This is a genomic window from Phenylobacterium sp., assembly GCF_041691455.1.
Lineage (GTDB): Bacteria > Pseudomonadota > Alphaproteobacteria > Caulobacterales > Caulobacteraceae > Phenylobacterium.
The window spans coordinates 1-26,457 of the sequence record NZ_JBEPUO010000037.1 but is presented as its reverse complement, the minus strand read 5'-3'; the positions used below and the strand labels follow the sequence as shown (position 1 = coordinate 26,457).

The window sequence follows — 26,457 nt, the reverse complement described above, 5'->3', positions numbered from 1 at the left end:
CGGCCCGACGGCTTGTGGAACCACTTCATGTAGGCGTAGCCGGCGGCCAGCGGCAGAGGCAGGCGCGCGGAGACATATTCCGGAAAGCGGGTGTGATAGCTCGTCGTGAACGGCAGCTTCCATTCCACGCAGATACGCCGGGCGGCGAGGCCGATCGGCCCTTCGGTGGCGATGTGGATCGCTTCCGGCTCGAAGGCCTTGAAGCGCTCCTGCACCGGCTCGTAGACGCCGATGGCGACCTTGATCTCGGCGTAGGTGGGCAAGGGGAAGGTCTTGAACTGGTCGGGGCTGATCACCTCGACGGAATGGCCCATGGACTTCAGCTCGGCGACCACGCGGGTGAGGGTGCGCACCACGCCGTTGACTTGCGGCTCCCAGGCGTCGGTGACCAAGAGGATGCGCATCGGCCGGCCGGCGTCATGCGGCGCGGTGATCGCCTCGCGGATGCGCGGCAGGGACCGGGGTGGTTTGCGCGCCTCCGGCTGGGCCACGGCCTGGGTCTGCAGCCAGGCCCAGAAGGCGCCGAGCAGGGATTCCTTGGTCGGGAAGTAGCGATAGACCGTCCGTTCGCCGACCTTGGCGTCCTTGGCGATCTCCGAGAAGCTGAGGTCCTCGAGCGGGCCGGCCTCGAGCTGGCGGCCGACGGCGCGGAGGATCTGCTCGCGGGTCTCCTCGCGTTGCCGGTCGCGCAGATTCGGTGTGGAGGCCGGCGGCTTCATGACAGCCACACTGTCACGAGTTCGCCCTGTGCTGTCAATCGGCGAAGGTTCAGGCGGCGAGCGGCCGTTCGAGGTCGGGCTCCGCGGCGGTCCTGCGCGCGCCGAGCAGCTTCGGCCACTCCAGGATCTCCAGCCGGCCGTCCGGGTGCTCGACCAGCGCCGTGCAGCTTTCCACCCAGTCGCCGTCGTTGATATAGGCGACGCCGTCGATCATCCGGCTCTCGGCCTTGTGGATGTGGCCGCAGATGACCCCGTCGACGCCGCGCCTGCGGGCCTCCTCGGCGACCGCCAGTTCGAAGTTCTCGATGAACTGCAGCGCCTTCTTCACGCGGGTCTTGGCGAAGGCCGAGAAGCTCCAGTAGCCGAACCCCAGCCCGCGCCGCACGCGGTTGATCAAGGTATTGGAGGCGAGGAGGGCGCGGTAGGCCCAGTCGCCCAGCAGCGCCAGCCACCTGGCGTTCTGCACCACGGCGTCGAACTCGTCGCCGTGCATCACCAGGAAGCGGCGGCCGTCGGCGGTCTCGTGGATCGCGTCACGCGCCACCACCACGCCGCCGAAGTGAACGCCGCAGAAGTCGCGGACCACCTCGTCGTGATTGCCGGGCACATAGATCACCGAGACGCCCTTGCGGGCGAGGCGCAGGATCTTCTGCACCACGTCGTTGTGCGACTGCGGCCAGTACCAGCCGGTGCGCAGCTTCCAGCCGTCGACGATGTCGCCCACCAGGTAGAGGGTCTCGCATTCCATGTGGCGGATGAAGTCGAGCAGAAGCTCCGCCTGGCAGCCGCGGGTCCCCAGGTGCACGTCGGAGATGAACACGCTGCGGTAGCGGCGGATTCCGGCTTCGGTCACTTGAGCCCCCACCTCGCCCAGTTTCAAGGCAGGAGGTGGCCTGATTTGATGTCGGTTTTGCGAAGGTCGCCCCTTCCCCTGGCGGGGCGGCGATCTCACCTGCTAGGAAACAGCCAGAGCAGACCCTCCCCAGGTCGCCCGAAATTGAGTTCGATGGACGCAAGTTCCTACCCGGCGAGAGCGACGCCGAAGTCGCTGCGAACCCGCGCGCGCATCCTGGAGGCGGCCATGCGGCTGTTCGCCGAGATCGGCTACCACGCGGCCGGCAACGCGGTGATCGCCGAGGCCGCCAAGCTGACGCGCGGGGCGATGCTCTATCACTTCGCCACCCGCGAGGAGCTGGTCGAGGCGGCCATCCAGCACATCGAGATCGCCCGCGCGCGTCTGTTCGAAGAAGCGGCCGCGGCTTCGGCCGCCCCGGGGCAGGACGCCTCGGAGGCGGCGATCGACGCCTATTGGGCCCTGCTGCACGAGATCCCTTTCGTGGCCTTCGCCGAGCTCGAGGCCGCGGCCCGCACCGAGCCGATGCTGCGCGCGCGCCTCGCCGCGGCCCAGGCCGCCTTCGACCACGCCCAGGTCGGCGACCGGTTCGGGGCGCTCGCGCAGGCCGGCGCCGATCCGCGGTTCCAGACCAGCCGCGACCTCGGGCGCTTCCTGCTGGAGGGCCTGGCCAGGGGCGCGATGACCTACGACGAGGCGGTCCGGCGCAAACGGCTGCTGGCGGTCGTCAAGCGGGCGGTGCGGATGCTGAACCGCAAGGGCGACATCCAGGACCTCTGGCCCGAATAGCCGCCGAACCGGCCGCCAAAGAAAGAGGCCCGGCGCTGCGGGAGCGCCGGGCCTCTCTCAGCTCAGTCCGAACCGTCGGCCTTACTTGCCGCCGGTCGTCGCGGTTCCGGCGGCGGGCGCCGGCGCCGCGGGCTTGGCCGGCGCGGCCTCGGCGCGGCGGCGTTGGCCCATCATCTTCTGCATGGCGGCGAGCTCATCCTTGTCGAGCGCGCCGTCGTGGTTCTTGTCGAGCACGTCAAAGTACTTGCCGATCATGTCGCCCATCTGGCCCTTGAGCTCGGCCTTCTCGATCTTCCCGTCGATGTTCTGGTCGAGCATGCCGAGCATGCGGTCCTTATCCAGATCCTTGTCGAAATCGTTCATCTTGTCCGACGTCTCGCCGATCCAGCGATAGCGGAGCGCGGTGTAGAACATCTCTTCCCAGGACTGGTCGCCCCAGACCACGGTCTTGTTCGGATCAGGGTTGTTCGGGTTGCGCTTGGAGTTGTCGTAGATGAAGTGCGCGATCAGCTTCGAGCCCGCGGGCACCTTCACCGGGTCGGCGAAGGTGTAGGCGCGCTGCCAGCTGAAGTCGTAGCGCGGCAGGGAGAGCAGGAGCTTTTCCTTGCCGTCCGGCGTGCGCAGCCAAAGGTCCGCCGACGCCCCGCGATAGTGGGCGTGGGGGAAGGCCGAATAGAGCAGCATCTCGTGCGGGATCTCGAGGTAGGTGGTTTCCAGGTGGTGCCCGTCATTCGGCGGCAGGACGATCGAGTTGTTCACGATCACCGAGTTGTGCATCACCAGGCCCGGCTTCTCATTGTCCTTGTAGAAGTAGAGCGCGACCTGGCTGTGGTCGGTCACTTCCTTGCCGAACGGGGTGTAGTGGGTCTGGAAGCCGATGGCGCCGCCCGGGGGCAGATAGGCGCCCACGTTCTTGGGTGCGATCTCGGATTCGGCGCCGACCGCGTAGCCGCCCACCGAGACGCCCCACTTGTTCTCGAACGCCTGCTGGCCGGCTTTCGGAACCTCGGTCATGTAGCCGGTGAGGATGTGGTGCACGCCCTGGCGGCTCTCGACCTTGATGGTCGAGGCGCGGAGCCACTTGCCCTCGGTCAGCGGATTGACCGCGTAGGGGTGCTGGTAGTCGACCACGCCCGAGGCCGGGATGGTGTAGGCGGGCACGTTCAGCACCAGGTCCGGCTTGCCCAGCGGCCATTCGGGGGCCACGTGCTTGACCGCGCCCAACGGGTCCACGCCCTGGCCGCGCGGCGCGCCGGCGTCGATCCAGTGGACCAGGGTTTTGATCTCGGTCGGCGAGAGGTTCTTGTCGTCCGAGAACTTACCCACGTGCGGGTCGGCGTTGTAGGGCGGCATCCGGTCGGTGCGGATCACCTCGCGGATCATCGGCGAGAAGCCCTTGACCATCTGGTAGTTGGTCATGGCGAACGGGCCGATGCCGCCTTCCTCGTGGCAGGCCACGCACTTGGCCTCCAGGATCGGGGCGACGTCCTTCACGTAGGAGATCTTGGCGTGCTGGGCGGCCTTGGCGCGCTCGGGGAAGTCCACGAGGCAGCCCTTGGAGGCCTGGGTGGCGGCCATCACCGGCTTGCCGGCCAGCACGGCGCTCACCGCGTCGGCCGCGAACTGGTGGGTCGCGGCCTTCTGTACGCCGTAGTCCGCGGCGTCGCTGATCGGGCCGTGGTACATCACGGCCCAGGTCTTCGGGTTGATCACGAACACTTCGGCGGTGCGGGTGACGCCCAGCGCCTCGCCGACCAGCTGGTTGGAGTCCATCAGGATCGGCACGTCGATGCCATATTCCTTGGCCTCCGCGGCGATCGCGTCGCGGCTGTCCTGCAGGTTGGAATCGACCAGCATCACCTCCACGCCCTGGGCGGCGAACTTGTCGCGCAGCGCCTTGATCGCAGGCGTCATGCCGCGGGCGATCGGGCAACCGACGCCGGTGGAGATCAGCACGATCGCCTTGGCGTCGCTCAGCCGATAAAGCTCGTGAGCCTCCATCTTCTGGGCGTCCACGAGCATGAAGTTGTCGACGGTCGCCGGCTTGGCCGACGCCATGGTCTCGGTCGTCGAGGCGCTCTGACCGGTGGCCAGCGCGTTCACCGCCTCCGTCGAGGAGCAGCCATAGACCAGGAGTGCGCTTACCGCCGCACCCAGCACGCCAATCCGCGCAGACATCATTCTCAATTCCCTCCAGGTGGGCGCTTTTGCCCTCGCGGCGAAAAATACGCGCTGAGAGCTATCGTCCCCTTAACTTAACACTGTTTAGGCGGCTGAATCCACAGGCGGTTGATGTCAAAATTGTCATGTTCGCCCAACTCGGGATGCGGGTCCTGACCCGGCGCGACCGCGGCCCGCGGCGCGAGTCGCTTGGCGCGGGCCGGCGACACGGGCCATGGTGTCGCCTCGTCCCGGGGGAGAGTTCATGAGCTTTGTCACACGCAGGAAGGCCGTCGCGTTCGTGCGGCCGGTGGAGAGCGGCCACAGCCTGAAGCGCACCCTCGGCTGGCCGCATCTGGTGGCGCTGGGCGTGGGCGCGATCATCGGCACCGGCATCTACACCCTGACCGGCGTCGCGGCGGGCCTGGCCGGGCCGGCGGTGATCCTGTCCTTCGCGGTGGCCGGCGTGGTCTGCGCCTGCGCCGCCCTCTGCTACGCCGAGATGGCCAGTGTCAGCCCGCAGGCCGGCAGCGCCTACGCCTATTCCTACATGACGCTGGGCGAGCTGGTCGCCTGGGTAGTCGGTTGGAGCCTGATCCTCGAATACACCCTGGTCTGCAGCGCGGTCTCGGTCGGCTGGGCCGGCTACGCCGCGGGCCTGATCCACGGGGCGCACATCCCCATTCCCGACAGCCTGCTGGCCGGCCCGGAGGCCGGCGGCCTGGTGAACCTTCCGGCAACCTTCATCGCTCTGGCGGTCACCGGCATGCTGCTGATCGGCACGCGCGAGAGCGCCACGGTCAACTTCGTCCTGGTCTGCGTGAAGCTGGTGGCGTTGGCGGGTTTCGTGGCGCTGACCCTGCCGCACTTCGACGCCAGCCACTTCCACCCCTTCGCGCCGTTCGGCTACGCGGCGCACGAGATCGACGGCAAGAAGTACGGCGTGATGGGGGCCGCGGCGATCATCTTCTTCGCCTTCTATGGCTTCGACGCCATCTCCACGGCGGCCGAGGAGGCCAAGAACCCCAGCCGCGACCTGACCATCGGCATCGTCGGCTCGATGGTGCTCTGCACGATCATCTACATGGTGGTCGCCGCCTGCGCGCTGGGCGCCTCGCCCTATGACGTCTTCTCCAAGAGCGGCGAGCCGCTGGCCTTCGTGCTGCGCCAGCTCGGCCAGCCGGCGGCGGCCTCGCTGATCGCCGGCGCCGCGGTGGTCGCCCTGCCGACCGTGATCATGGTCTTCATGTTCGGCCAGAGCCGGGTGTTCTTCGCCATGGCCCGCGACGGCCTGCTGCCCCGCGGCCTGGCCGCGGTCAGCCGCCGCGGCGTGCCCTCGACCGTCACCGTCCTGACCGGCCTGATCGCCGCGGTGATCGCCGGCGTCATGCCGCTGTCGGAGATCGCCTCCCTGGCCAACGCCGGCACGCTGGCGGCCTTTATCGCCACCGCGATGGCGGTGATGGTGCTGCGGCGTCGGGCGCCGCAGCTCGCGCGGCCGTTCGCGACGCCGCTGGTCTGGCTGATCGGGCCGGGCGCTGTGCTGGGCTGCATCTACCTCTTCACCAGCCTGTCAGCGAAGACGATGATCTTCTTCGCCTTCTGGAACGCGGTGGGGGTGGTGGTCTATCTGCTCTACGGCCGCACCCGGAGCACGCTCGCCTCGGCCTGATCCCGCTCGGTGCGGATTTTTCGTTGGGGTGTGCAAAAGCGCCGCTTTGCCTAACCGCCGGTTGAGGGCTATCCCCGGACAAACAACCGTTTGAGATGGGTGGCGCGGGGGAACCCGCTTTGGGGGACTGACGCGCCGTGACGGCCAGCAGCGACACTGTCGGCGGGAAGCCCGGCCCAGGCGGCCCATCTGGCGGCCCGCCCGGCGGCTTGCAGGGGCGCCGTGGCGGTCCGGACCTCACGGTCGGGCCGATCGGCAAGACCCTGATCGCCTTCGCCCTGCCGGTGCTGGGCTCCAACATCCTGCAGTCGCTGAACGGCTCGGCCAACGCCATCTGGGTGAGCCATGTGCTGGGCGAGGCGGCGCTGACGGCGACCTCCAACGCCAACCAGATCCTGTTCCTGATGCTCGGCGCGGTCTTCGGCGTCTCCATGGCCGCCAACATCATGGTCGGCCAGGCGATCGGGGCCAACGACCGGGCCCTGGCCAAGAAGGTGGTCGGCACCTCCACGGCCTTCTTCATCCTCCTGTCGCTGTCGGTCGGGGTGGCCGGCTTCACGCTGACGCCCAGCATCCTGAGCGCCATGGGCACGCCGCCCGACGCGCGCCTGGACGCCATCGCCTACCTGCGGGTGATCTTCGCGGCCATGCCGTTCATGTATTTCTTCTCCTTCGTGATGATGGCCCAGCGGGGCGCCGGGGACTCGCGCACACCGTTCTATTTCTCGCTGCTGGCCGTCGCCCTCGACGTCACCCTCAACCCGCTGCTGATCATGGGCATCGGGCCGTTCCCGAAGCTTGGGATCGCGGGCTCGGCGACCTCCACCCTGGTCTCCCAGACCTTCACCCTGGCGGTGATGCTCACCTACCTCTACCGGTCGAATTCGATCCTGGTGATCCGCCCGCGCGAATGGCGCCTGCTGATCCCCGACTTCGGCATCATCCGCTCGCTGGTCACCAAGGGCCTGCCAATGGGCTTCCAGATGATCGTCATCAGCCTGGCGGCGGTGACCATGCTGAGCTTCGTCAATGGCTACGGGGTCCACACCTCGGCGGCCTATGGCGCGGCGACCCAGCTCTGGACCTACGTCCAGATGCCGGCCATGGCGCTGGGCGCGGCGGTCTCGTCCATGGCCGCCCAGAACGTCGGCGCGGGCAAGATGGACCGGGTCGAGCGGGTCGGGATGATCGGGGCGCTCTACGCCATCCTCTTCACCGGCCTGCCGATCCTGGTGATCTATCTGGCCGACCCCTGGGTGCTGCGGGCCTTCCTGCCGGGGACCAGCCCGTCGCTGCCGATCGCCGTGCACATCAATTCCATCGTGCTCTGGGGCTTCATCCCGTTCGGCGTGGCCTTCATCTTCTCAGGGATCGTGCGGGCGACCGGCGCCGTCTGGCCGCCGCTGCTGGCGATGATCATCTCGCTCTGGGGCGTGCGCGTGCCGCTGGCCAACTTCCTCGAGCCGCACCTGCACGCCGACGCCATCTGGCTGAGCTTCCCGGCCGGCAGCACGACGACCTTGGTGCTGGCCGGCGCCTACTACCGCTGGGGCGGCTGGCGGAAGGCGCGGATGCTTTCGGTGCGGCCCAGCGCCGACGCCCCCGACACCGGCCTGGGCCAGGCGATGATGGACGAGAGCGAGGCGGTCACCGACGAGGAGATCCGCGAGATCAGCCGGTCTCGGTCAGGGCCGAATAGACCAAGGTCCGAAGCTCCCGCCGAATAGGATAGGTCGAGGACGGCAGGAGCTGGGTCATGAAGACCGCCGTCACCTTCTCCACCGGATCGACCCAGAAGGCCGTCGACGCCGCCCCGCCCCAGTAAAACTCGCCCATCGAGCAGGGCACCAGGGTCTTGGGCGGATCGAACACCACCGCGAAGCCCAGGCCGAAGCCGACGCCGGCGTTGGTGCTCTCCGAGAACAGCGAGCGCGACAGCTCGGTCAGGTCCTTGCCGCCGGGCAGGTGGTTGGAGGCCATCAGCCGCACGCTCATCGGCGACAGGATCCGCGCGCCGTCGAGCTCGCCGCCGTTCACCAGCATGTTGGCGAAGCGCATGTAGTCGGCGGCCGTCGAGACCAGCCCGCCGCCGCCGGATTCCAGGGCGGGCGGCTGCAGATAGGGGCTCGTCTCGGGATCGTCCTGCAGCTTCAGTCCGCCCTGAGGGGTGGCGTTGTAGCAGGCGCCGAAGCGGCCCCGCTGGTCCTCGCGGACGAAGAAGCCGGTGTCGGTCATCTTCAGCGGCTGGAAGATCCGCTCGGCCAGCACCTGGCTGAGCGGCTTGCCGCAGAGCTTCTGCACCAGGTAGCCGACCACGTCGGTGGAGACCGAATAGTTCCAGGCCTCGCCCGGCGAGAACTCCAGCGGCAGCTTGGCCAGCATGGCGATGAAGGCCTCCAGGTCGTGGTCGCCGTGCATCTCCTCGACCTTGAGCTTGCGGTAGGCGGCGTCGACATTGGTGCGGCTCTGGAAACCGTAGGTCAGGCCGGAGGTGTGGCGCAGGAGGTCGACCACCTGCATCGGCCGCGCGGCCGGCGTGGTCATGAACGGGTCGACGCCGGCGGCGAAGACGGCCAGATCCTTCCACGCCGGGATGTGCTTGGCCACCGGGTCGTCCAGCGCGATCAGGCCTTCCTCGACCAGCGTCATCAGCGCCACGCAGGTCACCGGCTTGGTCATGGAATAGATGCGGAAGACGGTGTCGGCGGTCAGCGCCACGCCGCGTTCCACGTCGCGGTTCCCGATCACCGTCTCGTGCACCGTCTCCCCGTTGCGGGCGAGCAGGAACTGGGCGCAGGGCATGCGGCCGCTCCCGACGTATTTCTCGGCCAGGAAGCGGTCGATGCGCGTCAGGCGCTCGGGGGAGAACCCCGAGGATTTGATCCGGCTGATCTGGTTCATCGGCGGTCTCCCTGGCGCGGCGGCGGCTCATTAGCCCTTGCCTTCCGCCCGGTCGCAAGCGTGACGATGCGGGCCACGGAGGCGTTTCCATGGACACTGTCAGCACCGAGATCCGCGGGCGCACGCTCGTCGTCACCATCGAGCGGCCGCAGGCCCGCAACGCCGTGGACGGCCCGACGGCGCAACGGCTCTACGACGCCTTCAAGGCCTTCGACGCCGACGCGGCGCTGGATGTGGCCGTCCTGCAGGGCCGGGGCGGGGCGTTCTGCGCCGGCGCCGACCTGAAGGGCGTGGCCGAGGGGCGCGGCAATCCGGTGCATCGCGAGGGCGACCTCGGGCCGATGGGCGTGACCCGGCTGGCCCTCGGCAAGCCGGTGATCGCCGCGGTCGAGGGTCATGCGGTGGCGGGCGGGCTGGAGGTGGCCTGCTGGGCCGACCTGCGGGTCGCTGCGGAGGGCGCGGTGTTTGGGGTGTTCTGCCGGCGCTTCGGGGTGCCGCTGATCGATCTCGGCACCATCCGGCTGCCCCGGCTGATCGGGGCCTCGCGGGCCATGGACCTGATCCTCACCGGCCGGCCGGTGGAGGCCAGGGAGGCCTATGACATCGGCCTCGCCAATCGCCTCGCGCCCAAGGGCGGGGCGCTGGACGCCGCGCTGGATCTCGCCGCCCAGCTCTCGGCCTTCCCGCAGCTTTGCCTGCGCAACGACCGGCTCTCGGCGATCGGCCAATGGTCGCTGGACTGGGACCAGGCCACGGCCGCCGAGATCGCGCTCGGCATGGAGACCCTGCGCTCGGGCCAGAGCCAGGAGGGCGCCGCGCGCTTCGCGGCCGGCGAGGGGCGCGGCGGCAAGTTCTAGCGTTTCGCTAGCTCGGTGAAGGTCACCGTGCCGATGCCGTAGGACGCCCAGTCCTTGTAGTCGAAGTGCCACCACTCCTGCGGATAGACGGTGAAGCCCTGGGCCTCCATCGCAGTGCGGAGGATCTGGCGCAGCGCCCGCTGGCGGCTCGTACCGCCCGGGAAGTCGGCGTAGGAGCGGGTCGACATCTCGTCGTAGCGCCCGGTCATCTCCACGGGCTTGCCGCTCTTCAGGTCGTAGAGCGTCAGGTCCACCGCGCAGCCGCGGTTGTGCTTCGAACCCTCCGCCGGATCGGCCACGAAGACGTGGTCCTCGGGCGGGGTCGCGTCCCAGAACATCTTGGTCACGAACCAGGGTCGGTAGGCGTCGTGGATCAAGAGACCGTAGCCCTGCGCCGCCAGCGCCTGCTGCGCGCGGCCCAAGGCCTCGGCCGCGGGGCGCTGCATGTAGGCGCCGACCCGTTCGTAGAGCGGGAAGCCCATGAAATTGTTGTCGGTGGCGTAGCGGACATCAAGCCTGATCCCGGGGTCGATGGTGGTCAGAGCCACCAGGTCCGAAGGCCGTTTGCCTTTCTCCGCCGGCGGCGCGGCGGCCAGGGCCTGGGCGCGCAGCTTGGCCGGATCGGCCCTCACCTTGGACTGGATCGCGGCCACCACCTCGGCGCCGAAGTCGTGGCGCGGCAGGCGTTGGTCCCCGAGGATCACGGCGGTCGTCTTGCCGCCATGGACCTTGAAGACGATGGGCGACGCCGGGCCCGCGTCCGAGGCGACCGTGTAGACCGAGCCGGTGCCCTCGAGCGCCGCGCGATGCACGCCCGGCCCGTCCGCGTAGAGGCGGCTATGGTCCTCGTAGACGGTCAGGATGGCGTCGGGCCGCCCGTATTGGCCCAGCAACCGCTCGATCGCCGGCCCGGGGGGATGCGGAAGCCTGGCCGCGGCGGCGGCGGGCGCCCAGGCGAGCACCAGCATCAGCAGCGCCAGGAGTCGGTGAGGTCCGCGAGTCGGCATCCCGCATTGGTGCGGCCAGCCGCCGGCGATCACAAGCGACGTTGCGTAACTCGAACAAGCGTTTGATAATGATCCAGGGCTGAAAACATACCGAGAATTCTAAAAAAGCTGATGGGAGACGGACATGGCCTGGGATTTTGAGACCGACCCCGAGTTCCAGAAGAAGCTCGATTGGATCGAGGAGTTCATGGCCGAGGAGGTCGAGCCGCTTTCCCACCTCGGGATGGCCGTCCATGGCCCGCTCGGCCGCGAGAAGTTCATCAAGCCGCTGCAGCAGAAGGTCCGCGACCAGAAGCTCTGGGCCTGCCACCTGGGCCCCGAGCTGGGCGGCCAGGGATACGGCCAGCTGAAGCTCGGCCTGATGAACGAGAAGCTGGGCCGCAATGGTCTCGCCCCCACCGTCTTCGGCTGCCAGGCGCCTGACTCAGGCAACGCCGAGATCATCGCCCACTACGGCACCGACGCCCAGAAGGAGCGCTACCTCTGGCCGCTGCTGAACGGTGAGATCCGCTCGGCCTTCTCGATGAGCGAGCCCACCGGCGGCTCCGACCCGCTGACCTTCAAGACCCGCGCGGTGCTCGACGGCGACGAATGGGTGATCAACGGCGAGAAGTGGTTCTCCACCAACGCCCGGTTCTCCAAGGTGCTGGTGCTCTATGCGGTCACCGACCCGGACGCCAAGGACCCCTACCGCCGGACCTCGATCTTCCTGGTGCCCACCGACAGCCCCGGCGTGGAGATTGTCCGCAACGTCGCGGTCGGTGGCGGCGGCGAGATCGGCGGCGGGACCGAAGGCTATGTCCGCTACACCGATGTGCGCCTGCCCTATGACGCCCTGCTGGGCGAGCGTGGCGCGGCCTTCGTCATCGCCCAGGTGCGCCTGGGCGGCGGGCGCGTGCACCACGCCATGCGCACGGTCGGGGCCTGCAAGAACGCGCTCGACCTGATGTGCAAGCGCGCGGTCAGCCGCACGACGCGCGACGGCAAGCTCGCCGACCTGCAGATGGTCCAGGCCGACATCGCCGACAGCTGGATCCAGCTGGAAAGCTTCCGCCTGATGGTGCTGCGCACCGCCTGGCTGATCGACAAGCACCAGGACTACCAGCTGGTCCGCAAGGACATCGCGGCCATCAAGGTGATGATGCCGAAGGTCTATAACGACATCGCCACCAAGGCCGCCCACCTGCACGGCGCGCTCGGCGTCTCCAACGAGATGCCGTTCATGCACATGGTGACGAGTTCGCTGGTGATGGGCATCGCCGATGGGCCGACCGAGGTCCACAAGGTGACGCTGGCCCGGCAGGTCCTGAAGGACTACCGCCCCGACAACGACCTCTTCCCGGCCTACCACATCCCCAAGCTGCGCGAGGCGGCGCAGGAGAAGTATTCCAAGGAACTGGGCGAACTGAAGGCCGCCTACGCCAGCCGCGAGAAGGCGCCGGCCTGACCCCCCTTCAATCGTCATGGCCGGGCCTGTCCCGGCCATCCATAGGCGCAGGTCGCTGAACGAGAGGCGGAGAGGGCGGCTTCGAAAATGCCGGACTCTGTGATTATGGATGGCCGGGACGAGCCCGGCCATGACGACCAGTGCGAGAGCGGTCGGGCAGATTTGAGGTGTTGAGCGTGTCTGAGACCTGGCCCGTGATGTCCGTCGCCGAAGCCCATGCCCGACTGACCGGGCCGGGCGAACGGTTCGAGATCGAGGAAATGCCGATCCGCGGGATCATGACCCGGGTCTGGAAGAACGCGCCGCCGACGCTCCGCGATGTGTTTCTGAATGCGCGCGGGTTCCCGGACCGCGAGTTCCTGGTCTACGAGGGCGACCGCGCCACCTATGAGGCCTTTGCCCGCGCGACGCTGACGCTGGCCCGCCAGCTGCAGGCCGACGGGGTCCGGAAAGGCGATCGGGTCGCGGTGATCATGCGCAACCTGCCGGAGTGGCCGGTGGCCTTCTTCGCCGGCATCCTGGCCGGCGCCATCGTCACGCCCCTGAACGCCTGGTGGACGGGGCCGGAGCTGGAATACGGCCTGGCCGATTCCGGGACCAAGATCGCCATCGTCGACGACGAGCGGCTGGGCCGGGTGACGGAGTTCCTGGGCGGCCTGAAGGACCTCACGAAGGTCTATGTCTCGCGGCTCACCGACGCCGAGCCGCATCCGAAGGTGCATCGCCTGGAGGACGTGATCGGCCCGGTGAACGGCTGGGGCGAGCTTGCCGACCTGCCGCTGCCCGACGTCGAGATGGGCCCGGAGGACGACGCCACCATCCTCTACACCTCCGGCACCACGGGGAAGCCCAAGGGCGCGCTCGGCACCCACCGCAACATGACCTCCAACATCGGGGCCGGGGGCATTTCGGCGACGCGGAACTTCCTGCGCGCCGGCGACCCCCTGCCGGAGAGCGATCCGCACAAGATCCCGCAGCGGGTGACCCTGCTGGTGGTGCCGTTCTTCCACGCCACGGGCCTCTCGGCGACGCTCGGTCCGACGATGAATGCCGGCGGCAAGATCGTGCTGATGCGCCGCTGGGACGCCGAGCCCGCCATGCGGCTGATCGAACGGGAAAAGGTGAGTTCGACCGGCGGCGTCCCGACCATCGCCTGGCAGCTCATCGAGCATCCGGCGCGGTCGAAATACGACCTCTCCTCGCTGGTCGCGGTGACCTACGGCGGCGCGCCCTCGGCGCCGGAGCTGGTGCGCAAGATCGGCGAGACCTTTCCGGGCTCGGCCCCGGGCAACGGCTGGGGCATGACCGAGACCACGGCCACCTTCACCTCGCACCTGGGCAAGGACTATGAGAACCGCCCCGACAGCGCCGGCCCCGCCGCGCCGGTGGGCGAGATGCAGGTCCGCGATCCGGCTGACGGCAAGACCCTGCTCGCGCCCGGCGCGGTGGGCGAGCTCTGGGTCAAGGGTCCGCAGGTGGTGAAGGGCTACTGGAACAAGCCGGAGGCGACGGCGGAGACCTTCGTCGACGGCTGGTTGCGCACCGGCGACCTGGCGCGGGTGGACGAGGAGGGCTTCCTCTTCATAATCGACCGGGCCAAGGACATGCTGATCCGGGGCGGCGAGAACATCTACTGCGTGGAGGTGGAGAACGTGCTGTACGACCACCCTGCGGTGATGGACGCCGCCCTCGTCGGCATCCCCCATAAGACCCTGGGCGAGGAGCCTGGCGCGGTGGTGCATTTGAAGCCCGGCGGCGAGGCGACCGAGGGCGAGCTGCGCGCCTTCGTCCGCGCGCGGCTGGCGGCTTTCAAGGTCCCGGTGAAGGTGGTCTTCTGGCCGGAGATGCTGCCCCGCAACGCCAACGGCAAGATCGTCAAGACCGAGCTCAAGAAGGTGTTCGCAACCGAAACCCAAACAGCGACCGAGAGCGCATGAGCAACCCGCTGATCGTCGGCATCGGCGGCACGCCCCGCGCCGGCTCCTCCACCGAGCGGGCGCTGGCGCTGGCGTTGCGGCAGGCGGAGGCCGGCGGGGCCAAGATCAAGCTGTTCGGCGGCGAGTTCCTCGAGCGCCTGCCGCACTTCAATCCGGGCCCGGCAGGCCCCAGCCCCGAGCAGGCCGAGCTGGCCGCGGCGATCCGCGACGCCGACGGCATCATCCTGGCGACGCCCGGCTATCACGGCTCGCTCTCGGGCGTGGTGAAGAACGCGCTCGACACCCTGGAGCTGACCCGCCACCACGAGCGGCCCTATTTCGAGGGCAAGCCCGTGGGGATCATCATCACCGCCGACGGGGCGCAGGCGGGCGGCACGACCTTGATGGCGGTGCGCGGGATCATACATGCCATGCGTGGCTGGCCGACGCCCTATGGCGCCGCGCTGAACGCCGCCAACCTGTTCGACGCCGGCGGCGAATGCCGCGAGGCCAAGGACGCCTGGCAGATCACCACGGTGGCCGACCAGGTCATGGAGTTCGCCCAGATGCGTCGCGCGCAGTTGCAGAAGGCCGGCTCATGAAACGCCCCTATCTCGTACCTCCCGGCGGTTCGCCGCCCGACGCCGACGCCTACAGCTCGGCGATCTCGCCGATCGAGGAGATCATCGAGGACGCGCGCAATGGCCGGCCCTACATCCTGGTCGACGCCGAGGATCGGGAGAACGAAGGCGACGTGATCATCCCGGCGCAGTTCGCGACGCCGGAACAGATCAACTTCATGGCCAAGCACGCCCGCGGACTGATCTGCCTCTCCATCACCGCCGAGCGCGCGCGGCAGCTACGCCTGCCGCCCATGGCCAGCGACAACCAGTCCGGCCACGGCACCGCCTTCACGGTGTCCATCGAGGCCCGCGAGGGCGTCACCACCGGCATCTCCGCCCACGACCGGGCCCACACCATCGCCGTCGCCGTCGACCCGACCAAGGGTCCCGACGACATCGTCTCGCCCGGCCACGTCTTCCCGCTGGTCGCCAAGGACGGCGGCGTGCTGGTCCGCGCCGGCCACACCGAGGCCGCGGTGGACATCAGCCGCATGGCGGGCCTCAATCCCGCGGGCGTGATCTGCGAGGTGATGAAGGACGACGGGTCGATGGCTCGCCTCCCCGATCTCGTGGCTTTCGCCCAGCTACACGGCCTGAAGATCGGGGCCATCGCCGACCTGATCGCCTACCGCCGCCGCACCGAGCGCCAGGTGGAGCGGGTGCTGGAGACGCCGTTCGACAGCACCTACGGCGGCCGCTTCCGGATGGTGATCTATCGCAACATCATCGACGGCACCGAGCACGTGGTCCTGACCAAGGGCAAGATCGATCCCGACAAACCCACCCTCGTGCGCATGCACCGGGTGGACATGGCCGCCGACATGCTGGGCCACACCGAGGTCCGGCGGGACTATGTGCCCCGGGCGCTCGCGGCCATCGCCGCCTATGACGGCGCCGGCGCGGCGGTGTTCATCCGCGACTCCAACCCCGCCTGGCTTTCCGAGCGCTATGGCCAACCGGACGCGAGCCAGACCGAAAACGTGCTGCGCGACTACGGCGTCGGCGCCCAGATCCTGATCGACCTCGGCGTGCGCGACATGAAGCTGCTCACCTCGTCCAAGACCGTCCTGCCGGGCTCCGGCGGATACGGCCTGAGGATCCTGGGGCGGGTTCCGCTGTAGAGTTGCCGACCGCCGGGCCGCGCGATAAGGATGTCTGGATGATCCGTTCCGCCAGCCAATTTGCCTCTTGGTATTTTAGCTATCCGACGCCCCTGGCGCCGGCGGAGGATCGTTTGGCCTGAGATCGGATCAGCCGAACGTCTCCACCAGCCGCCAGGGTCCTGGCGGCTTTTTTCATGGCCGCCGCCCCATTCTCCGGAGCCCGCCATGCCTTCCACCGACGACCTTCGCATCCAGCGCCTCGAGACGCTCAGTCCGCCGTCCCAGGTGATCGGCGAGGCGCCGGCCACCTCGCGGATCGCCGAGACGGTCGGCGACGCCCGCCGCGCCGCGCACCGCATCCTGCACGGCCAGGACGACCGGCTGCTGGTGGTGATCGGCCCCTGTTCGATCCACGACCCGAAGGCGGCCATCGACTACGCCCGACGCCTGGCCGCCGAGCGCGAGCGCCACGCGGCCGACCTGGAGGTGGCCATGCGGGTCTATTTCGAGAAGCCGCGCACCACGGTGGGCTGGAAGGGGCTGATCAACGACCCCGACCTCGACGGCGGTTTCCGCATCAACGAGGGGCTGAGGCTCGCCCGCCGCGTGCTGCTGGACATCTGCGCGCTGGGCCTGCCGGCGGCTTGCGAGTTCCTGGACGTCACCACGCCGCAGTACATCGCCGACCTCGTCGCCTGGGGCGCCATCGGCGCGCGGACCACCGAGAGCCAGATCCACCGCGAAATGGCCTCGGGCCTCTCGTGCCCTGTCGGGTTCAAGAACGGCACCAACGGCGATGTCAGGATCGCGGTGGATGCGGTGCTGGCCGCCTCGCAGCCGCACCATTTCCTGGCGGTGACCAAGGAGGGCCGCGCGGCGATCGCCACCACCACCGGCAACGGCGACGCCCACATCGTCCTGCGCGGCGGCAAGACGCCCAACTATGACGCCGCCAGCATCGCCGCCGCGGCGACGGCGCTGGCGGCCGCGGGCCTGCCGCCCCGGCTGATGGTCGACGCCAGCCACGCCAACAGCGGCAAGAACCACGAGAACCAGCCCGCCGTCGTCGCCGACCTCTGCGCGCAGCTCGCCGACGGCCAGCCGCGGATCATGGGGGTGATGATCGAAAGCCACCTGGTCGCCGGCCGCCAGGATCTGGTGGCCGGCCGCCCGCTCACCTACGGCCAATCGGTCACCGACGCCTGCGTCGACTGGGAGGCCTCGGTCGGGCTGCTGGACGCCCTGGCCGGCGCGGTTCGCGCCCGGCGCAGAGCAGGGGCGTCGCAGGGCGCGGGGGCGGCGTGCGAGGCGGGCGCCGCCTGAACCGGCCGGCGCCCGGGTCGGCCTTACAAAGTAAGAATTCCTGTCCGAGTGCGGCCGCGCCCGTCCGCGACATGCGCCGTTGCGACGCAAGTCGCGGAGGTTGTGGACCATCTGGCATTCCTGTAACGATTTGAAAGGGATGGGTCTGGTAGGGATGCCCATATGCCGACCGAGTCCTTTTCCGCGTTCACCGCCGATCCCGCAAACGCCCTTGGGGCGTCGCTTGCACTCAACCACGCTGTGATCGATCCCTATCCGATCCAGGCCGACACCTCCCTCATCGGCGGTGACCCCGGCCCGCAGTTCTTCCTCAACGCCGACGCGCGGGCCGGCGCGACCGTCAACGGCAAGCCCAGCGACACCATCGACCAGGCGGCCAGCCAGATCATCCGTGGCGAGCCGGGCTGGTCATCGGCCCTCGGGGTCGGCTCCACGGTGACCTACGCCTATAGGGCCGACGCCCCGACCAACATGCCCGACGACTCCGGCGGCTTTCAGCGGTTTTCGACGGCCCAGATCACCCAGGCCGAGCTGGCGCTCAAGGGCTGGTCGGACGTCGCCAACATCCATTTCGTGCGCGTCGGGTCAGGCACGTCGGGCGAAGGCGCCTATTCCGACAACGCCACCATCCTGTTCGGCGACTACACCACCGGGGTCAGTGGCGCGGCGGCCTTCGGGGAATTCCCCGGCAGCACCAGCTTCACCTCCGCGGCGGGCGACGTCTGGATCAATTCGACGCTCAGCTACAACAGCTCGCCGACCGTCGGGAACTACGGCGGCCAGGTGTTGGTGCACGAGCTCGGCCACGCCATCGGGCTCGACCACCCGAGCGACTACAACGCCGGCGAGAACGTCACCATCACCTACGCGACGGACGCCAGCTACTACGAGGACAGCCGCCAGTACACGGTGATGAGCTACTTCAGCGAGGCCAACACCGGCGGCAACGATGGCGGCGTCTATTCCGCCGCGCCGCTGCTGGACGACATCGCCGCGGCCCAGCTCGAGTATGGGGCCAATATGAGCACCCGGACCGGCGACACGGTCTACGGCTTCCACTCCACGGCCGACGAGCCTTGGTATTCGCTCACGTCCAGCGCTTCCAGGGCGGTGTTCGCGGTGTGGGACGCGGGCGGCAACGACACCCTGGACTTCTCGGGCTACGGCCAGACCCAGACGATCGACCTGCGGCCCGGGTTCTTCTCCAGCGTCGGCGGCCTGACCGGCGACGTGGTCATCGCCCAGGGCGCGAACATCGAGAACGCCGTCGGCGGCTCCGGCGCCGATTCCATCACCGGCAATGCGCTGAACAACAACATCCTGGGCGGGGCCGGAACCGACACGGTCATGGCCGGCGCGGGGAATGACAGCATCGATGGCGGCGCCGGCGTCAGCTACCTGCGCGGCGAAGACGGCAACGACACCATCGCGGGCGGTTCGTCGTTCGACGACATCAACGGCAACATGGGCAACGACGTCGCCCACGGGAACGCCGGCGACGACTGGGTGGTGGGCGGCAAGGACGACGACGTGCTGTTCGGCGACGCCGGCAACGACGTGGTCTGGGGCAATCTCGGCAACGACACCCTGGACGGCGGCGACGGGGCCGACCAGGTGCGCGGCGGCCAGGGAGACGACACGCTCACCGGCGGCAACGGCGACGACTTCGTCTCCGGCGACCGGGGCAACGACACCGAGAGCGGCGGGGCCGGGGCGGACCTCTTCCACACCTCCCAGGACGCCGGCATCGACAAGGTGCTCGACTTCAACCTCGCCGAAGGCGACCGGGTGATGCTCGACCCCGGCACGACCTACACGGCCAGTCAGGTAGGCGCCGACACGGTCATCGACTTCGGTGGCGGCAACCAGATGATCCTGGTCGGCGTGCAGTACTCGACGCTGACGCCGGGGTGGATTTTCGGGAACTGACGGGGCGGCCCAGTCGGCTGCGGCGTACAATCCCGTTTCCACCCGCGCGGAACCGGCCTATAGATCGCCCCTCACCGCCCGGCCGAAAGGCCGGGCGCCTTCATTTCCGACGCACGGAAAACCGACATGACCACTGACATCCTGATGCCGAAGGCGACCGCCGTCTGGCTGGTCGACAACACCTCGCTGACCTTCGAACAGATCGCCGAGTTCTGCGGCCTGCACCCGCTCGAGGTGAAGGGCATCGCCGACGGCGAGGTGGCGCGCGACATCCGCGGCGCCGACCCGATCGCCAACGGCCAGCTCAGCCGCGAGGAGCTGGACGCGGCCGAGAAGAACGCCAAGCACAAGCTGGTCGCGCTCAAGAGCCGCCACGCCGAATATCTGAAGCCGCAGAAGAAGGCGCCGCGCTACACGCCCGTGTCGCGCCGCCAGGACCGCCCGGACGCCATCGCCTGGTTCCTGCGCAACCACCCCGAGGTGGCGGACGCCCAGCTGGCGCGCATCCTCGGCACCACCAAGGCCACTATCGACCAGGTCCGCAACCGCACGCACTGGAACTCGGCCAACATCAAGCCGGTCGACCCGGTGACGCTGGGTCTCTCCACCCAGCTCGAACTCGACGCGGTGGTGAAGAAGGCTGCCGACAAGAAGGCCAAGGACGACAAGCGCCGCGGCATCGTCGAGCCGGAAGGCCCGACGCTGATGCCCGCCTCCGAAACCGGCGTGATCGAGGACGAACGGCCCATCGAAGACCATACGGCGGAGACGGTGTTCGAGGACGAACACGACGAGGACTAGGGGCCCAGGCTCCGGTCAGCGAAGCGGGTGGGAGAACTCTTGCGATAAGGGTTCTCCCACCCTCGCCGGCAGGCAGCCGGCTTCAGCTCTCCCGGTCAGGGGAGGGATCTGGTCGAATCCTAGTGCAGTTGCCCGCGCAGGGATTCCATTTCTTCCTTCAGCTTCAGCTTCTGTCGCTTGAGTTCCTTGAGCCTGATGTCGTCGGCGGCGGGCCTGCGCAGTTCGTCCTGAATGGCTTCTTCGAGGGACTGGTGGCGAGATCCGAGTTCCCGGATCCGGGCTTCCAACGCCATAACGAGTGGCCTCCTTGCTGTTGGAGACGACAGTGAACACCCGCTATGCGTCGCTGTCAGATCACATATGTTTGCGACCGGCGAAGCTGCGACAAAGCTCGCCCTTTATGCGTTAGGGACCCCTCGCATGCCTAAGAGCGAGCAACCAAGGCTGGTGGTGGGCATCTCCGGCGCCTCGGGAATCGTCTACGGACTGCGCGCGCTCGACGCCGGCCGTGAGCTGGGCGTCGAAACCCACCTGGTGATGAGCAGGGCCGCGGCGCTGACGCTCTCGCAGGAAACCGGCCTGTCGGCGGCCGACGTCAACGCCAAGGCCGACGTCGTCCACAAGGTCGCCGACATCGGGGCGGCCATCGCCTCGGGCTCGTTCCGGACCCTGGGCATGATCGTGGCGCCCTGTTCGGTCAGGACCATGAGCGAGATCGCCACCGGGGTGACCTCGTCCCTGCTGACACGCGCCGCCGATGTGACGCTCAAGGAGCGCCGGCCGCTGGTGCTGATGGTGCGCGAGACGCCGTTGCACCTGGGCCACCTGCGCACCCTGGTGAAGCTGGCCGAGATGGGCGCGGTGATCGCACCGCCGCTGCCGGCCTTCTATGCCAGGCCCGCCACCATCGAGGCCATGGTCGACCAGTCGGTGGGCCGCGCGCTCGACCTCTTCGGACTGTCATGGACGCCGGTTAAGCGCTGGGGCCAAGACGTGGGTCCGCTGAAGACGGAGGCCTGACGGCCATGGCGCTCTGGGACTGGACCCTCGAGGCCTATGCGCAGCCCGGCGTGCCGGAGGCGACCCTGACCCTGCAGGATCAGCACGGCCAGAACACTTCGCTGCTGCTCTGGGCGGTGTGGGCGGAAACCGCCGATCCCGAGTTGCTGGCCCGGGCCGCCGATGTCGCCCGCCGCTGGGAAGGCTTGGCGCTGGCGCCGGTCCGCGCCGTGCGCCGGGCGCTGAAGCCGACGTTCGACGGCGTGGACGACGGCGACCGCGAGCGCCTGCGCGAAGACGTGAAGGCAGTCGAGCTTCGCGCCGAGCGCGTCCTGATGGAGGCTCTGGAGGCGATGACAGGCTCGCAGGGCGGGGCGCATGCCCTGGCCGCGCTGGAGGCGGCGTCGAAGGCCTGGGGAAAGTCCGCGCCGGCCGACGCTCTGGCTGCGCTCGCCGCAGCTCTGGGATAGGATCAGGGCCGCGCATGAACGACGACCAGTCCGAAGAACTGCTGCAGGCGAAGCTCGCGGAGCTTCGTCAGGATCACGCCGACCTCGACGCGGCGGTCCAGGCGATCGCCCTGTCGCCGTTGCCCGACATGCTGCTCATCGCGCGGCTGAAGCGGAAGAAGCTCGCCCTCAAGGACGAGATGACCCGCATCGAGGACCAGCTGACCCCCGATATCATCGCCTAGGCGCTGCGCCGCTCGCGCTTGCGGGCGTACATGGCCGCGTCGGCCTGGGCGACCAGGGTCTCGGGGTCGGCGTCCTGGGTGATCTCGCGCACCCCCCAGGAGACGTGCAGCGGCGCCGACCAGTCGCCGAACCTCAAGGGCTCGGCCTCGATGGCGCGGGCCAACGAGGCGGCCTTGGCCTCGGCGGTGGCGTGGTCGGCCTGGACCAGGATGACTGCGAACTCGTCGCCCCCCATGCGGCCCACGATGTCGCTCTCGCGCACATGGGCCAGCAGGCGTTCGGCCACCGCGCCCAGGGCGGCGTCGCCGGCGGCGTGGCCGAGGCGGTCGTTGACCCCCTTGAGGTCGTCGAGGTCGAAATAGACCAGGCTGGCCGGCGAGCCATAGCGCTGGGCGAACGTGCGGATGCGGCCGAGCTCGCGCAGCAGGGCGCGGCGATTGAGCAGCGGCGTGAGCGCGTCGCGGTCGGCGAGGTCTTCGATCTCCACGAGCCGCGCCTTCAGCCGGCCCACCTCGCCGCGCAGGTCGTCGATCTCGGTGAGCAGGTTCTGCACCGCGCCGCGCACGGCCGGCGTCATTTCGGTCTCGGTGATGCCCAGGAACTCGGCGGTGTCCACCGGCGCGGGGCCGCGCACCTGCGCGCCCGCCTGGGCGAGCGCCCGTCGCCGCATGGCCGAGAAGGGTTCGTTGCGGGCGCCGGACACCTTCATAGGGACGAGATCTTCATGGATGTATCCCGAGAGGGAGAAGGGGCAGAATCAACGACGCGACGACGACTTCACTGAATCTATCCATCCTTGGTTGCCCCTGCAAAGTCGCCGCCTATACTCCGCGCCCTTCGAGCAGGGGGTCCATAAGGACATGAGCGCCGCTTCAGCGCCCGTCGCTATTATCATGGGCAGCCGCTCGGATTGGCCAGTGCTACGCCATGCCGCAGAGATGCTGGAGAGCCTGGGCGTGGCCTATGAGGCCAAGGTGGTCTCGGCCCACCGTACGCCGGAGCGCATGTACGCCTTCGCCAAGGGCGCCAAGCAGGCGGGCTTCAAGGTGATCATCGCCGCGGCCGGCGGCGCCGCCCACCTGCCCGGCATGACCGCCTCGCTGACCGAACTGCCGGTGCTGGGCGTACCGATCGAATCCAAGGCGCTGAAGGGCATGGATAGCCTGCTCTCCATCGTCCAGATGCCGGCCGGCATTCCGGTGGGGACGCTGGCGATCGGCGAGGCGGGCGCCAAGAACGCCGGCCTGATGGCCGCCAAGATCCTGGCGCTCTCGGACGAAGGCGTCGCCGCTCGGCTGGCGGCCTTCACGGCCAAACAGACCGCCAGCATCCCCGAGACCGTCGAGGACGCGTGAGCGCGTCCCTGCCGCTCGCGCCGGGCTCGACCATCGGCATCCTCGGCGGTGGCCAGCTCGGCCGCATGCTGGCGCTGGCCGCCGCGCGCCTGGGCTTCGACGTCGTGGTCCTGGAACGCGAGGCCGACAGCCCGGCCGGCCGCACCGCGTCGCAGCTGATCGTGGCGGACTACGGCGACCAGGCGGCGCTGGGCCAGCTCGCCAGCGTCACGGGCCTGGTCACCTATGAATTCGAGAACGTGCCGGCGGCCTCGGTCGCCTGGCTCGCCGCGCACGGCGTCGAGGTGGCCCCCGGCTCCCGGGCGCTCGCCGTCGCCCAGGACCGCTTCGAGGAAAAGACCTTCCTCAACGCCAACGGCGCCCCCACCGTCGCCTTCGCGCCGGCCGACACGCCGGATCAGGCTGTCGCCGCCGTGGCCCGTATCGGCGCGCCGGCCCTGATGAAGACCCGCCGCGAGGGCTACGACGGCAAGGGGCAGTGCTGGATCGAGCACGCCCCCGACGCCGCCGCGGCGTTCGAGGCGCTGGGCGGCGTGCCGGTTATCGTCGAGGCGGCCGCCAACTTCGTGCGCGAACTGTCGGTGATCGCCGCCCGCGGCCGCGACGGCTCGACCGCGGTCTATCCGCTGGCTGAGAACCATCACGAGCACGGCATCCTGCGCCGCAGCCTCGCGCCGGCCCGCGCGACCCCGGCGCTCGCCGACCAGGCCGAGCGGATCGCCGCGCGGGTGCTGGCCGGCCTCGACTATGTGGGCGTGATCGGCATCGAGCTCTTCGAGATGGCCGACGGCCGCCTGCTGGTGAACGAGATCGCGCCCCGGGTGCACAACACCGGCCACTGGACCCAGGACGGCTGCGAGGTCGACCAGTTCGAACAGCACATCCGCGCCGTCGCCGGCTGGCCGCTCGGCCCCACGCGGGCGATCGCCCAGGTGGAGATGCTGAACCTGCTGGGCGAGGAGGCCGACGCCTGGGCGAAATACGCCGCCGAGCCCGAGACCCGCCTGCACCTCTACGGCAAGCGCGGCGCCAAGCCCGGCCGCAAGATGGGCCACATCAACCGGGTGAAGCCGCTCTAGCGGCCGTAGCGCATCCGGCCGAGCGCGGCGGCGGCCGCGTCCATGAACTGCGAAGGCCTGAACTTCGTCGTCCGCTTCCAGGTCTCGAAGGCCATGACGTTGGCGATGCGGCGGTCGGTGAAGGCGAGCGCGGCCTCGCGGCCGGAGGACAGGCGGATGGCCAGGGCGCCGGTGAGGATTCCGGCCAGCAGGACGCGCTTCGAATAGTGGTTCTCGTCGGTGGCGGTGTCGCCGGCCCAGCGCCAGAGGACATCGGCGCTCTCCCAGGCGAGCCGCGCGCCCAGCGCCATGTGCGGCGGCAGCGCCAGGAAGCCCGTCCAGCGGCGCACGGCCGCCTCGTCGGCGATCGCCGCGGTCAGGCGGGCCTCGACGGCGCGGGCGATACGTTCGCGGATCTTCAGCGCCCCGGGATCGACGGCCGACAGGGCTTCCAGCGTCCGGGCGTCGTGGCGGCGCGAGAGCAAGGCGGCGAGGTCGGCCGGCCCCTGGGGCAGCAAAAGCTCCGTCTCGCCGGGGGAGAGCCCGCAGGCCTTGCCGGCCATCGTCGCCAGGCGCGTGGTCCAGCCTTCCCGTGGCGCGATCGTCAGCGCGGCGTCCAGCACCTGCTGTTCGGTGGTGTCGGCCCAGTCGCGCGGGGGCGGCTTGGGAGGGTTCTGGGACGCGGCTTTGGCCATGTCTCTCCTTTACGCCACCTCGCGCCGAAGGAGAAAACCCTCGCGTGTGGCGTGGACATCGGCGGTCCGTTCTGATATCCCGCCGCGCTCAAACCCGAAGGCCCCTAAAGCCTCCGGGCGATATTTTCTTTTTGTTCGCTCGCCGCCGCCCCTGATCAAAGGGACCCCCAATCTCGGGGCTTTAGGGGGGCCGGGCGGGAAGCGACCAATAGGAGAGAGAACCCTGGTTCAGATTTTCGTCCGCGACAACAACGTCGACCAAGCCCTCAAGGCGCTGAAGAAGAAGATGCAGCGCGAAGGCTCGTTCCGCGAAATGAAGCGGCACGTGCACTACGAAAAGCCCTCGGAGAAGCGCGCCCGCCAGAAGGCGGAAGCCGTGCGCCGGGCGCGCAAGCTGGCCCGCAAACGCGCTCAGCGCGAAGGCCTGATCCCCGCGCCGAAAAAGCCGGTCACCCGGTAGCGCTTAATTCAGTAAATTCATGCCTATGTAGGGGCCGCGTTCTTCCGGGCGCGGCCCTTTCGTTTTGGGGTCAAGGCGCGGTCTTCGGTCGCGCCCAAGTCCGGGCAACTGGTGAAACGGCGTTGGGAGCCTTATCTTTGGTTCCTGATGCCAAGCCCTTTTCGAGGCGGTCCTAACCGATGAACCTGCGCAATCTCGCCATCTGGGGCGTCATCGTCGTCGTCCTGATCGGCCTCTATTCGATGGTCACCGGCGGCGGCAAGGCCGCGAGCGCCGGCGAGATCACCTATTCGCAACTGCTCGGCAAGGTGAACGCCGGCCAGGTGAAGAGCGCGGAATTCCGCGGCCCGTCCGTGACCGTCACCGACCAGGCCGGCAAGCCCTTTACCGCCGTGACCCCCAACGACCAGCAGGACCTGACCAAGCGCCTCGAGGCGCAGGGCGCGAACATCTCGTTCAAGTCCGCCGCCGGCTCCCCGGTGCTGAACTTCGTCCTGAGCAGCCTGCCCGTCCTGCTGCTGATCGGCGTCTGGATCTTCTTCATGCGCCAGATGCAGGGCGGCACGCGCGGGGCCATGGGCTTCGGCAAGTCGAAGGCCCGTCTGCTGACCGAGAACAAGAACCGCGTCACCTTCGACGACGTGGCCGGGGTCGAGGAGGCCAAGGAAGAGGTCGTCGAGATCGTCGACTTCCTCAAGGATCCGCAGAAATTCCAGCGCCTGGGCGGCAAGATCCCCAAGGGCGCGCTGCTGATCGGCCCTCCGGGCACCGGCAAGACGCTGCTCGCCCGCGCCATCGCGGGGGAAGCCGGCGTGCCGTTCTTCACCATTTCCGGCTCCGACTTCGTGGAGATGTTCGTGGGCGTCGGCGCGAGCCGCGTGCGCGACATGTTCGAACAGGCCAAGAAGAACGCCCCCTGCATCATCTTCATCGACGAAATCGACGCCGTGGGCCGCCATCGTGGCGCGGGCCTGGGCGGCGGCAACGACGAGCGCGAGCAGACCCTGAACCAGCTGCTGGTCGAGATGGACGGCTTCGAAGCCAACGAAGGCATCATCCTGATCGCCGCCACCAACCGGCCCGACGTGCTGGACC

The 26,457-nt window shown here is 68.9% G+C and carries 26 protein-coding genes; 18 read left to right on the top strand and 8 right to left on the bottom strand.

Features of this window, described 5'->3' with window-relative positions:
• Together ACESMY_RS21560 and ACESMY_RS21555 are read right to left on the bottom strand one after the other, a co-directional pair.
• A partial coding sequence (locus tag ACESMY_RS21560; RefSeq protein WP_372786695.1) for a glycosyltransferase occupies nucleotides 1–719 on the bottom strand: 719 nt, incomplete at its 3' end.
• 49 nt (nucleotides 720–768) lie between these two features.
• Nucleotides 769–1,572, bottom strand: coding sequence for a UDP-2,3-diacylglucosamine diphosphatase (locus tag ACESMY_RS21555; protein WP_372786694.1), 804 nt, complete (start codon nucleotides 1,570–1,572; stop codon nucleotides 769–771).
• Between the two features lie 153 nt (nucleotides 1,573–1,725).
• On the opposite strand from ACESMY_RS21555, the gene ACESMY_RS21550 reads away from it, so the two are divergent.
• On the top strand, nucleotides 1,726–2,361 hold the full coding sequence (locus ACESMY_RS21550) for a TetR/AcrR family transcriptional regulator (protein ID WP_372786693.1): 636 nt from the start codon (nucleotides 1,726–1,728) through the stop codon (nucleotides 2,359–2,361).
• Nucleotides 2,362–2,442: 81 nt separating this feature from the next.
• Here ACESMY_RS21550 and ACESMY_RS21545 read toward each other — a convergent pair whose 3' ends face one another.
• Nucleotides 2,443–4,539, bottom strand: a complete 2,097-nt coding sequence (locus tag ACESMY_RS21545; RefSeq protein WP_372786692.1) for a redoxin domain-containing protein — start codon at nucleotides 4,537–4,539, stop codon at nucleotides 2,443–2,445.
• Between the two features lie 247 nt (nucleotides 4,540–4,786).
• Between ACESMY_RS21545 and ACESMY_RS21540 the strand changes: the two genes are divergently transcribed.
• Both ACESMY_RS21540 and ACESMY_RS21535 read left to right on the top strand, forming a co-directional pair.
• Entirely contained in the window at nucleotides 4,787–6,193 is a 1,407-nt protein-coding gene (locus ACESMY_RS21540) for an amino acid permease (RefSeq protein WP_372786691.1), read from the top strand.
• 137 nt (nucleotides 6,194–6,330) lie between these two features.
• Nucleotides 6,331–7,920 carry an MATE family efflux transporter gene (locus ACESMY_RS21535; protein WP_372786690.1) on the top strand — a complete coding sequence of 530 codons (1,590 nt, stop codon included), beginning with the start codon at nucleotides 6,331–6,333 and terminating at the stop codon, nucleotides 7,918–7,920.
• On the opposite strand, the gene ACESMY_RS21530 is transcribed toward ACESMY_RS21535, so the two are convergent.
• A complete protein-coding gene (locus ACESMY_RS21530; RefSeq protein WP_372786689.1) occupies nucleotides 7,865–9,094 on the bottom strand; it encodes a serine hydrolase domain-containing protein in 1,230 nt (409 codons plus the stop codon). The two genes, ACESMY_RS21535 and ACESMY_RS21530, sit on opposite strands and share 56 nt — an antisense overlap.
• 89 nt (nucleotides 9,095–9,183) lie before the next feature.
• Here ACESMY_RS21530 and ACESMY_RS21525 point away from each other — a divergent pair, with 89 nt between their 5' ends.
• Complete coding sequence (locus tag ACESMY_RS21525) at nucleotides 9,184–9,951, top strand: crotonase/enoyl-CoA hydratase family protein (protein WP_372786688.1); 768 nt, start codon at nucleotides 9,184–9,186, stop codon at nucleotides 9,949–9,951.
• Here the strand turns inward: ACESMY_RS21525 and ACESMY_RS21520 are convergent.
• The gene (locus ACESMY_RS21520; protein WP_372786687.1) at nucleotides 9,948–10,919 is read right to left on the bottom strand and encodes a M15 family metallopeptidase; all 972 of its coding nucleotides are present in this window, start codon (nucleotides 10,917–10,919) and stop codon (nucleotides 9,948–9,950) included. The genes ACESMY_RS21525 and ACESMY_RS21520 overlap by 4 nt on opposite strands.
• Before the next feature lie 163 nt (nucleotides 10,920–11,082).
• Here ACESMY_RS21520 and ACESMY_RS21515 point away from each other — a divergent pair, with 163 nt between their 5' ends.
• The 7 genes from ACESMY_RS21515 (at nucleotide 11,083) to ACESMY_RS21485 (ending at nucleotide 20,100) form a co-directional block, all read left to right on the top strand.
• Nucleotides 11,083–12,405: an acyl-CoA dehydrogenase family protein gene (locus ACESMY_RS21515; RefSeq protein ID WP_372786686.1), complete on the top strand. Its 1,323-nt coding sequence runs from the start codon at nucleotides 11,083–11,085 to the stop codon at nucleotides 12,403–12,405.
• A gap of 197 nt (nucleotides 12,406–12,602) precedes the next feature.
• The gene (locus ACESMY_RS21510) at nucleotides 12,603–14,342 is read left to right on the top strand and encodes a class I adenylate-forming enzyme family protein (RefSeq protein ID WP_372786697.1); all 1,740 of its coding nucleotides are present in this window, start codon (nucleotides 12,603–12,605) and stop codon (nucleotides 14,340–14,342) included.
• Nucleotides 14,339–14,923 carry an NADPH-dependent FMN reductase gene (locus ACESMY_RS21505; RefSeq protein ID WP_372786685.1) on the top strand — a complete coding sequence of 195 codons (585 nt, stop codon included), beginning with the start codon at nucleotides 14,339–14,341 and terminating at the stop codon, nucleotides 14,921–14,923. The genes ACESMY_RS21510 and ACESMY_RS21505 overlap by 4 nt, the downstream gene beginning before the upstream one ends.
• A complete protein-coding gene (gene ribB, locus ACESMY_RS21500; protein ID WP_372786684.1) occupies nucleotides 14,920–16,065 on the top strand; it encodes a 3,4-dihydroxy-2-butanone-4-phosphate synthase in 1,146 nt (381 codons plus the stop codon). The genes ACESMY_RS21505 and ribB overlap by 4 nt, the downstream gene beginning before the upstream one ends.
• Nucleotides 16,066–16,272: 207 nt before the next feature.
• A complete protein-coding gene (locus ACESMY_RS21495; RefSeq protein WP_372786683.1) occupies nucleotides 16,273–17,370 on the top strand; it encodes a 3-deoxy-7-phosphoheptulonate synthase in 1,098 nt (365 codons plus the stop codon).
• Nucleotides 17,371–17,532: 162 nt separating this feature from the next.
• The gene (locus ACESMY_RS21490) at nucleotides 17,533–19,299 is read left to right on the top strand and encodes a M10 family metallopeptidase C-terminal domain-containing protein (protein ID WP_372786681.1); all 1,767 of its coding nucleotides are present in this window, start codon (nucleotides 17,533–17,535) and stop codon (nucleotides 19,297–19,299) included.
• A gap of 126 nt (nucleotides 19,300–19,425) precedes the next feature.
• Entirely contained in the window at nucleotides 19,426–20,100 is a 675-nt protein-coding gene (locus tag ACESMY_RS21485) for a cell cycle transcriptional regulator TrcR (RefSeq protein ID WP_372786680.1), read from the top strand.
• A 119-nt stretch (nucleotides 20,101–20,219) separates the two neighbouring features.
• Here the strand turns inward: ACESMY_RS21485 and ACESMY_RS21480 are convergent, their stop codons facing one another.
• The gene (locus ACESMY_RS21480) at nucleotides 20,220–20,393 is read right to left on the bottom strand and encodes a YdcH family protein (protein ID WP_372786679.1); all 174 of its coding nucleotides are present in this window, start codon (nucleotides 20,391–20,393) and stop codon (nucleotides 20,220–20,222) included.
• Between the two features lie 127 nt (nucleotides 20,394–20,520).
• On the opposite strand from ACESMY_RS21480, the gene ACESMY_RS21475 reads away from it, so the two are divergent.
• From ACESMY_RS21475 to ACESMY_RS21465, 3 genes are read left to right on the top strand one after another with little or no spacing between them, the layout of a single operon-like run.
• Nucleotides 20,521–21,120: a UbiX family flavin prenyltransferase gene (locus ACESMY_RS21475; protein WP_372786678.1), complete on the top strand. Its 600-nt coding sequence runs from the start codon at nucleotides 20,521–20,523 to the stop codon at nucleotides 21,118–21,120.
• A 5-nt stretch (nucleotides 21,121–21,125) separates the two neighbouring features.
• The gene (locus ACESMY_RS21470; RefSeq protein ID WP_372786677.1) at nucleotides 21,126–21,569 is read left to right on the top strand and encodes a TIGR02444 family protein; all 444 of its coding nucleotides are present in this window, start codon (nucleotides 21,126–21,128) and stop codon (nucleotides 21,567–21,569) included.
• Between the two features lie 14 nt (nucleotides 21,570–21,583).
• A complete protein-coding gene (locus ACESMY_RS21465) occupies nucleotides 21,584–21,793 on the top strand; it encodes a YdcH family protein (protein WP_372786676.1) in 210 nt (69 codons plus the stop codon).
• Here ACESMY_RS21465 and ACESMY_RS21460 read toward each other — a convergent pair.
• Nucleotides 21,790–22,503 (bottom strand): GGDEF domain-containing protein, encoded by a 714-nt coding sequence (locus tag ACESMY_RS21460; protein WP_372786675.1) that lies wholly within the window; start codon nucleotides 22,501–22,503, stop codon nucleotides 21,790–21,792. The genes ACESMY_RS21465 and ACESMY_RS21460 overlap by 4 nt on opposite strands.
• Nucleotides 22,504–22,654: 151 nt before the next feature.
• Between ACESMY_RS21460 and purE the strand changes: the two genes are divergently transcribed.
• Together purE and ACESMY_RS21450 are read left to right on the top strand one after the other, a co-directional pair.
• A complete protein-coding gene (gene purE, locus ACESMY_RS21455; RefSeq protein WP_372786674.1) occupies nucleotides 22,655–23,149 on the top strand; it encodes a 5-(carboxyamino)imidazole ribonucleotide mutase in 495 nt (164 codons plus the stop codon).
• Nucleotides 23,146–24,228 (top strand): 5-(carboxyamino)imidazole ribonucleotide synthase, encoded by a 1,083-nt coding sequence (locus tag ACESMY_RS21450; RefSeq protein ID WP_372786673.1) that lies wholly within the window; start codon nucleotides 23,146–23,148, stop codon nucleotides 24,226–24,228. Before purE ends, ACESMY_RS21450 begins: the two co-directional genes overlap by 4 nt.
• On the opposite strand, the gene ACESMY_RS21445 is transcribed toward ACESMY_RS21450, so the two are convergent.
• Nucleotides 24,225–24,902, bottom strand: a complete 678-nt coding sequence (locus ACESMY_RS21445; protein ID WP_372786672.1) for a COQ9 family protein — start codon at nucleotides 24,900–24,902, stop codon at nucleotides 24,225–24,227. The two genes, ACESMY_RS21450 and ACESMY_RS21445, sit on opposite strands and share 4 nt — an antisense overlap.
• A 223-nt stretch (nucleotides 24,903–25,125) precedes the next feature.
• Here ACESMY_RS21445 and rpsU point away from each other — a divergent pair, with 223 nt between their 5' ends.
• Nucleotides 25,126–25,362 (top strand): 30S ribosomal protein S21, encoded by a 237-nt coding sequence (rpsU, locus tag ACESMY_RS21440; RefSeq protein WP_372786696.1) that lies wholly within the window; start codon nucleotides 25,126–25,128, stop codon nucleotides 25,360–25,362.
• A 179-nt stretch (nucleotides 25,363–25,541) separates the two neighbouring features.
• The coding region (locus ACESMY_RS21435) for an ATP-dependent metallopeptidase FtsH/Yme1/Tma family protein (RefSeq protein ID WP_372786670.1) at nucleotides 25,542–26,457 on the top strand (916 nt) is incomplete at its 3' end.

Bases quoted from the DNA above. Each gene is read 5' to 3' on its own strand.
- ACESMY_RS21505 (WP_372786685.1), top strand. From the start codon at position 14,339: ATGAGCAACCCGCTGATCGTCGGCATCGGCGGCACGCCCCGCGCCGGC.
- purE (WP_372786674.1), top strand. From the start codon at position 22,655: ATGAGCGCCGCTTCAGCGCCCGTCGCTATTATCATGGGCAGCCGCTCG.
- ACESMY_RS21515 (WP_372786686.1), top strand. From the start codon at position 11,083: ATGGCCTGGGATTTTGAGACCGACCCCGAGTTCCAGAAGAAGCTCGAT.
- ACESMY_RS21470 (WP_372786677.1), top strand. From the start codon at position 21,126: ATGGCGCTCTGGGACTGGACCCTCGAGGCCTATGCGCAGCCCGGCGTG.
- ACESMY_RS21485 (WP_372786680.1), top strand. From the start codon at position 19,426: ATGACCACTGACATCCTGATGCCGAAGGCGACCGCCGTCTGGCTGGTC.
- ACESMY_RS21480 (WP_372786679.1), bottom strand. From the start codon at position 20,393: ATGGCGTTGGAAGCCCGGATCCGGGAACTCGGATCTCGCCACCAGTCC.
- ACESMY_RS21525 (WP_372786688.1), top strand. From the start codon at position 9,184: ATGGACACTGTCAGCACCGAGATCCGCGGGCGCACGCTCGTCGTCACC.
- ACESMY_RS21490 (WP_372786681.1), top strand. From the start codon at position 17,533: ATGCCGACCGAGTCCTTTTCCGCGTTCACCGCCGATCCCGCAAACGCC.
- ACESMY_RS21545 (WP_372786692.1), bottom strand. From the start codon at position 4,539: ATGTCTGCGCGGATTGGCGTGCTGGGTGCGGCGGTAAGCGCACTCCTG.
- ACESMY_RS21530 (WP_372786689.1), bottom strand. From the start codon at position 9,094: ATGAACCAGATCAGCCGGATCAAATCCTCGGGGTTCTCCCCCGAGCGC.
- ACESMY_RS21540 (WP_372786691.1), top strand. From the start codon at position 4,787: ATGAGCTTTGTCACACGCAGGAAGGCCGTCGCGTTCGTGCGGCCGGTG.
- ACESMY_RS21460 (WP_372786675.1), bottom strand. From the start codon at position 22,503: ATGAAGGTGTCCGGCGCCCGCAACGAACCCTTCTCGGCCATGCGGCGA.
- ACESMY_RS21510 (WP_372786697.1), top strand. From the start codon at position 12,603: ATGTCCGTCGCCGAAGCCCATGCCCGACTGACCGGGCCGGGCGAACGG.
- ACESMY_RS21495 (WP_372786683.1), top strand. From the start codon at position 16,273: ATGCCTTCCACCGACGACCTTCGCATCCAGCGCCTCGAGACGCTCAGT.
- ACESMY_RS21475 (WP_372786678.1), top strand. From the start codon at position 20,521: ATGCCTAAGAGCGAGCAACCAAGGCTGGTGGTGGGCATCTCCGGCGCC.
- ACESMY_RS21520 (WP_372786687.1), bottom strand. From the start codon at position 10,919: ATGCTGGTGCTCGCCTGGGCGCCCGCCGCCGCCGCGGCCAGGCTTCCG.
- ACESMY_RS21445 (WP_372786672.1), bottom strand. From the start codon at position 24,902: ATGGCCAAAGCCGCGTCCCAGAACCCTCCCAAGCCGCCCCCGCGCGAC.
- ACESMY_RS21465 (WP_372786676.1), top strand. From the start codon at position 21,584: ATGAACGACGACCAGTCCGAAGAACTGCTGCAGGCGAAGCTCGCGGAG.
- ribB (WP_372786684.1), top strand. From the start codon at position 14,920: ATGAAACGCCCCTATCTCGTACCTCCCGGCGGTTCGCCGCCCGACGCC.
- ACESMY_RS21550 (WP_372786693.1), top strand. From the start codon at position 1,726: ATGGACGCAAGTTCCTACCCGGCGAGAGCGACGCCGAAGTCGCTGCGA.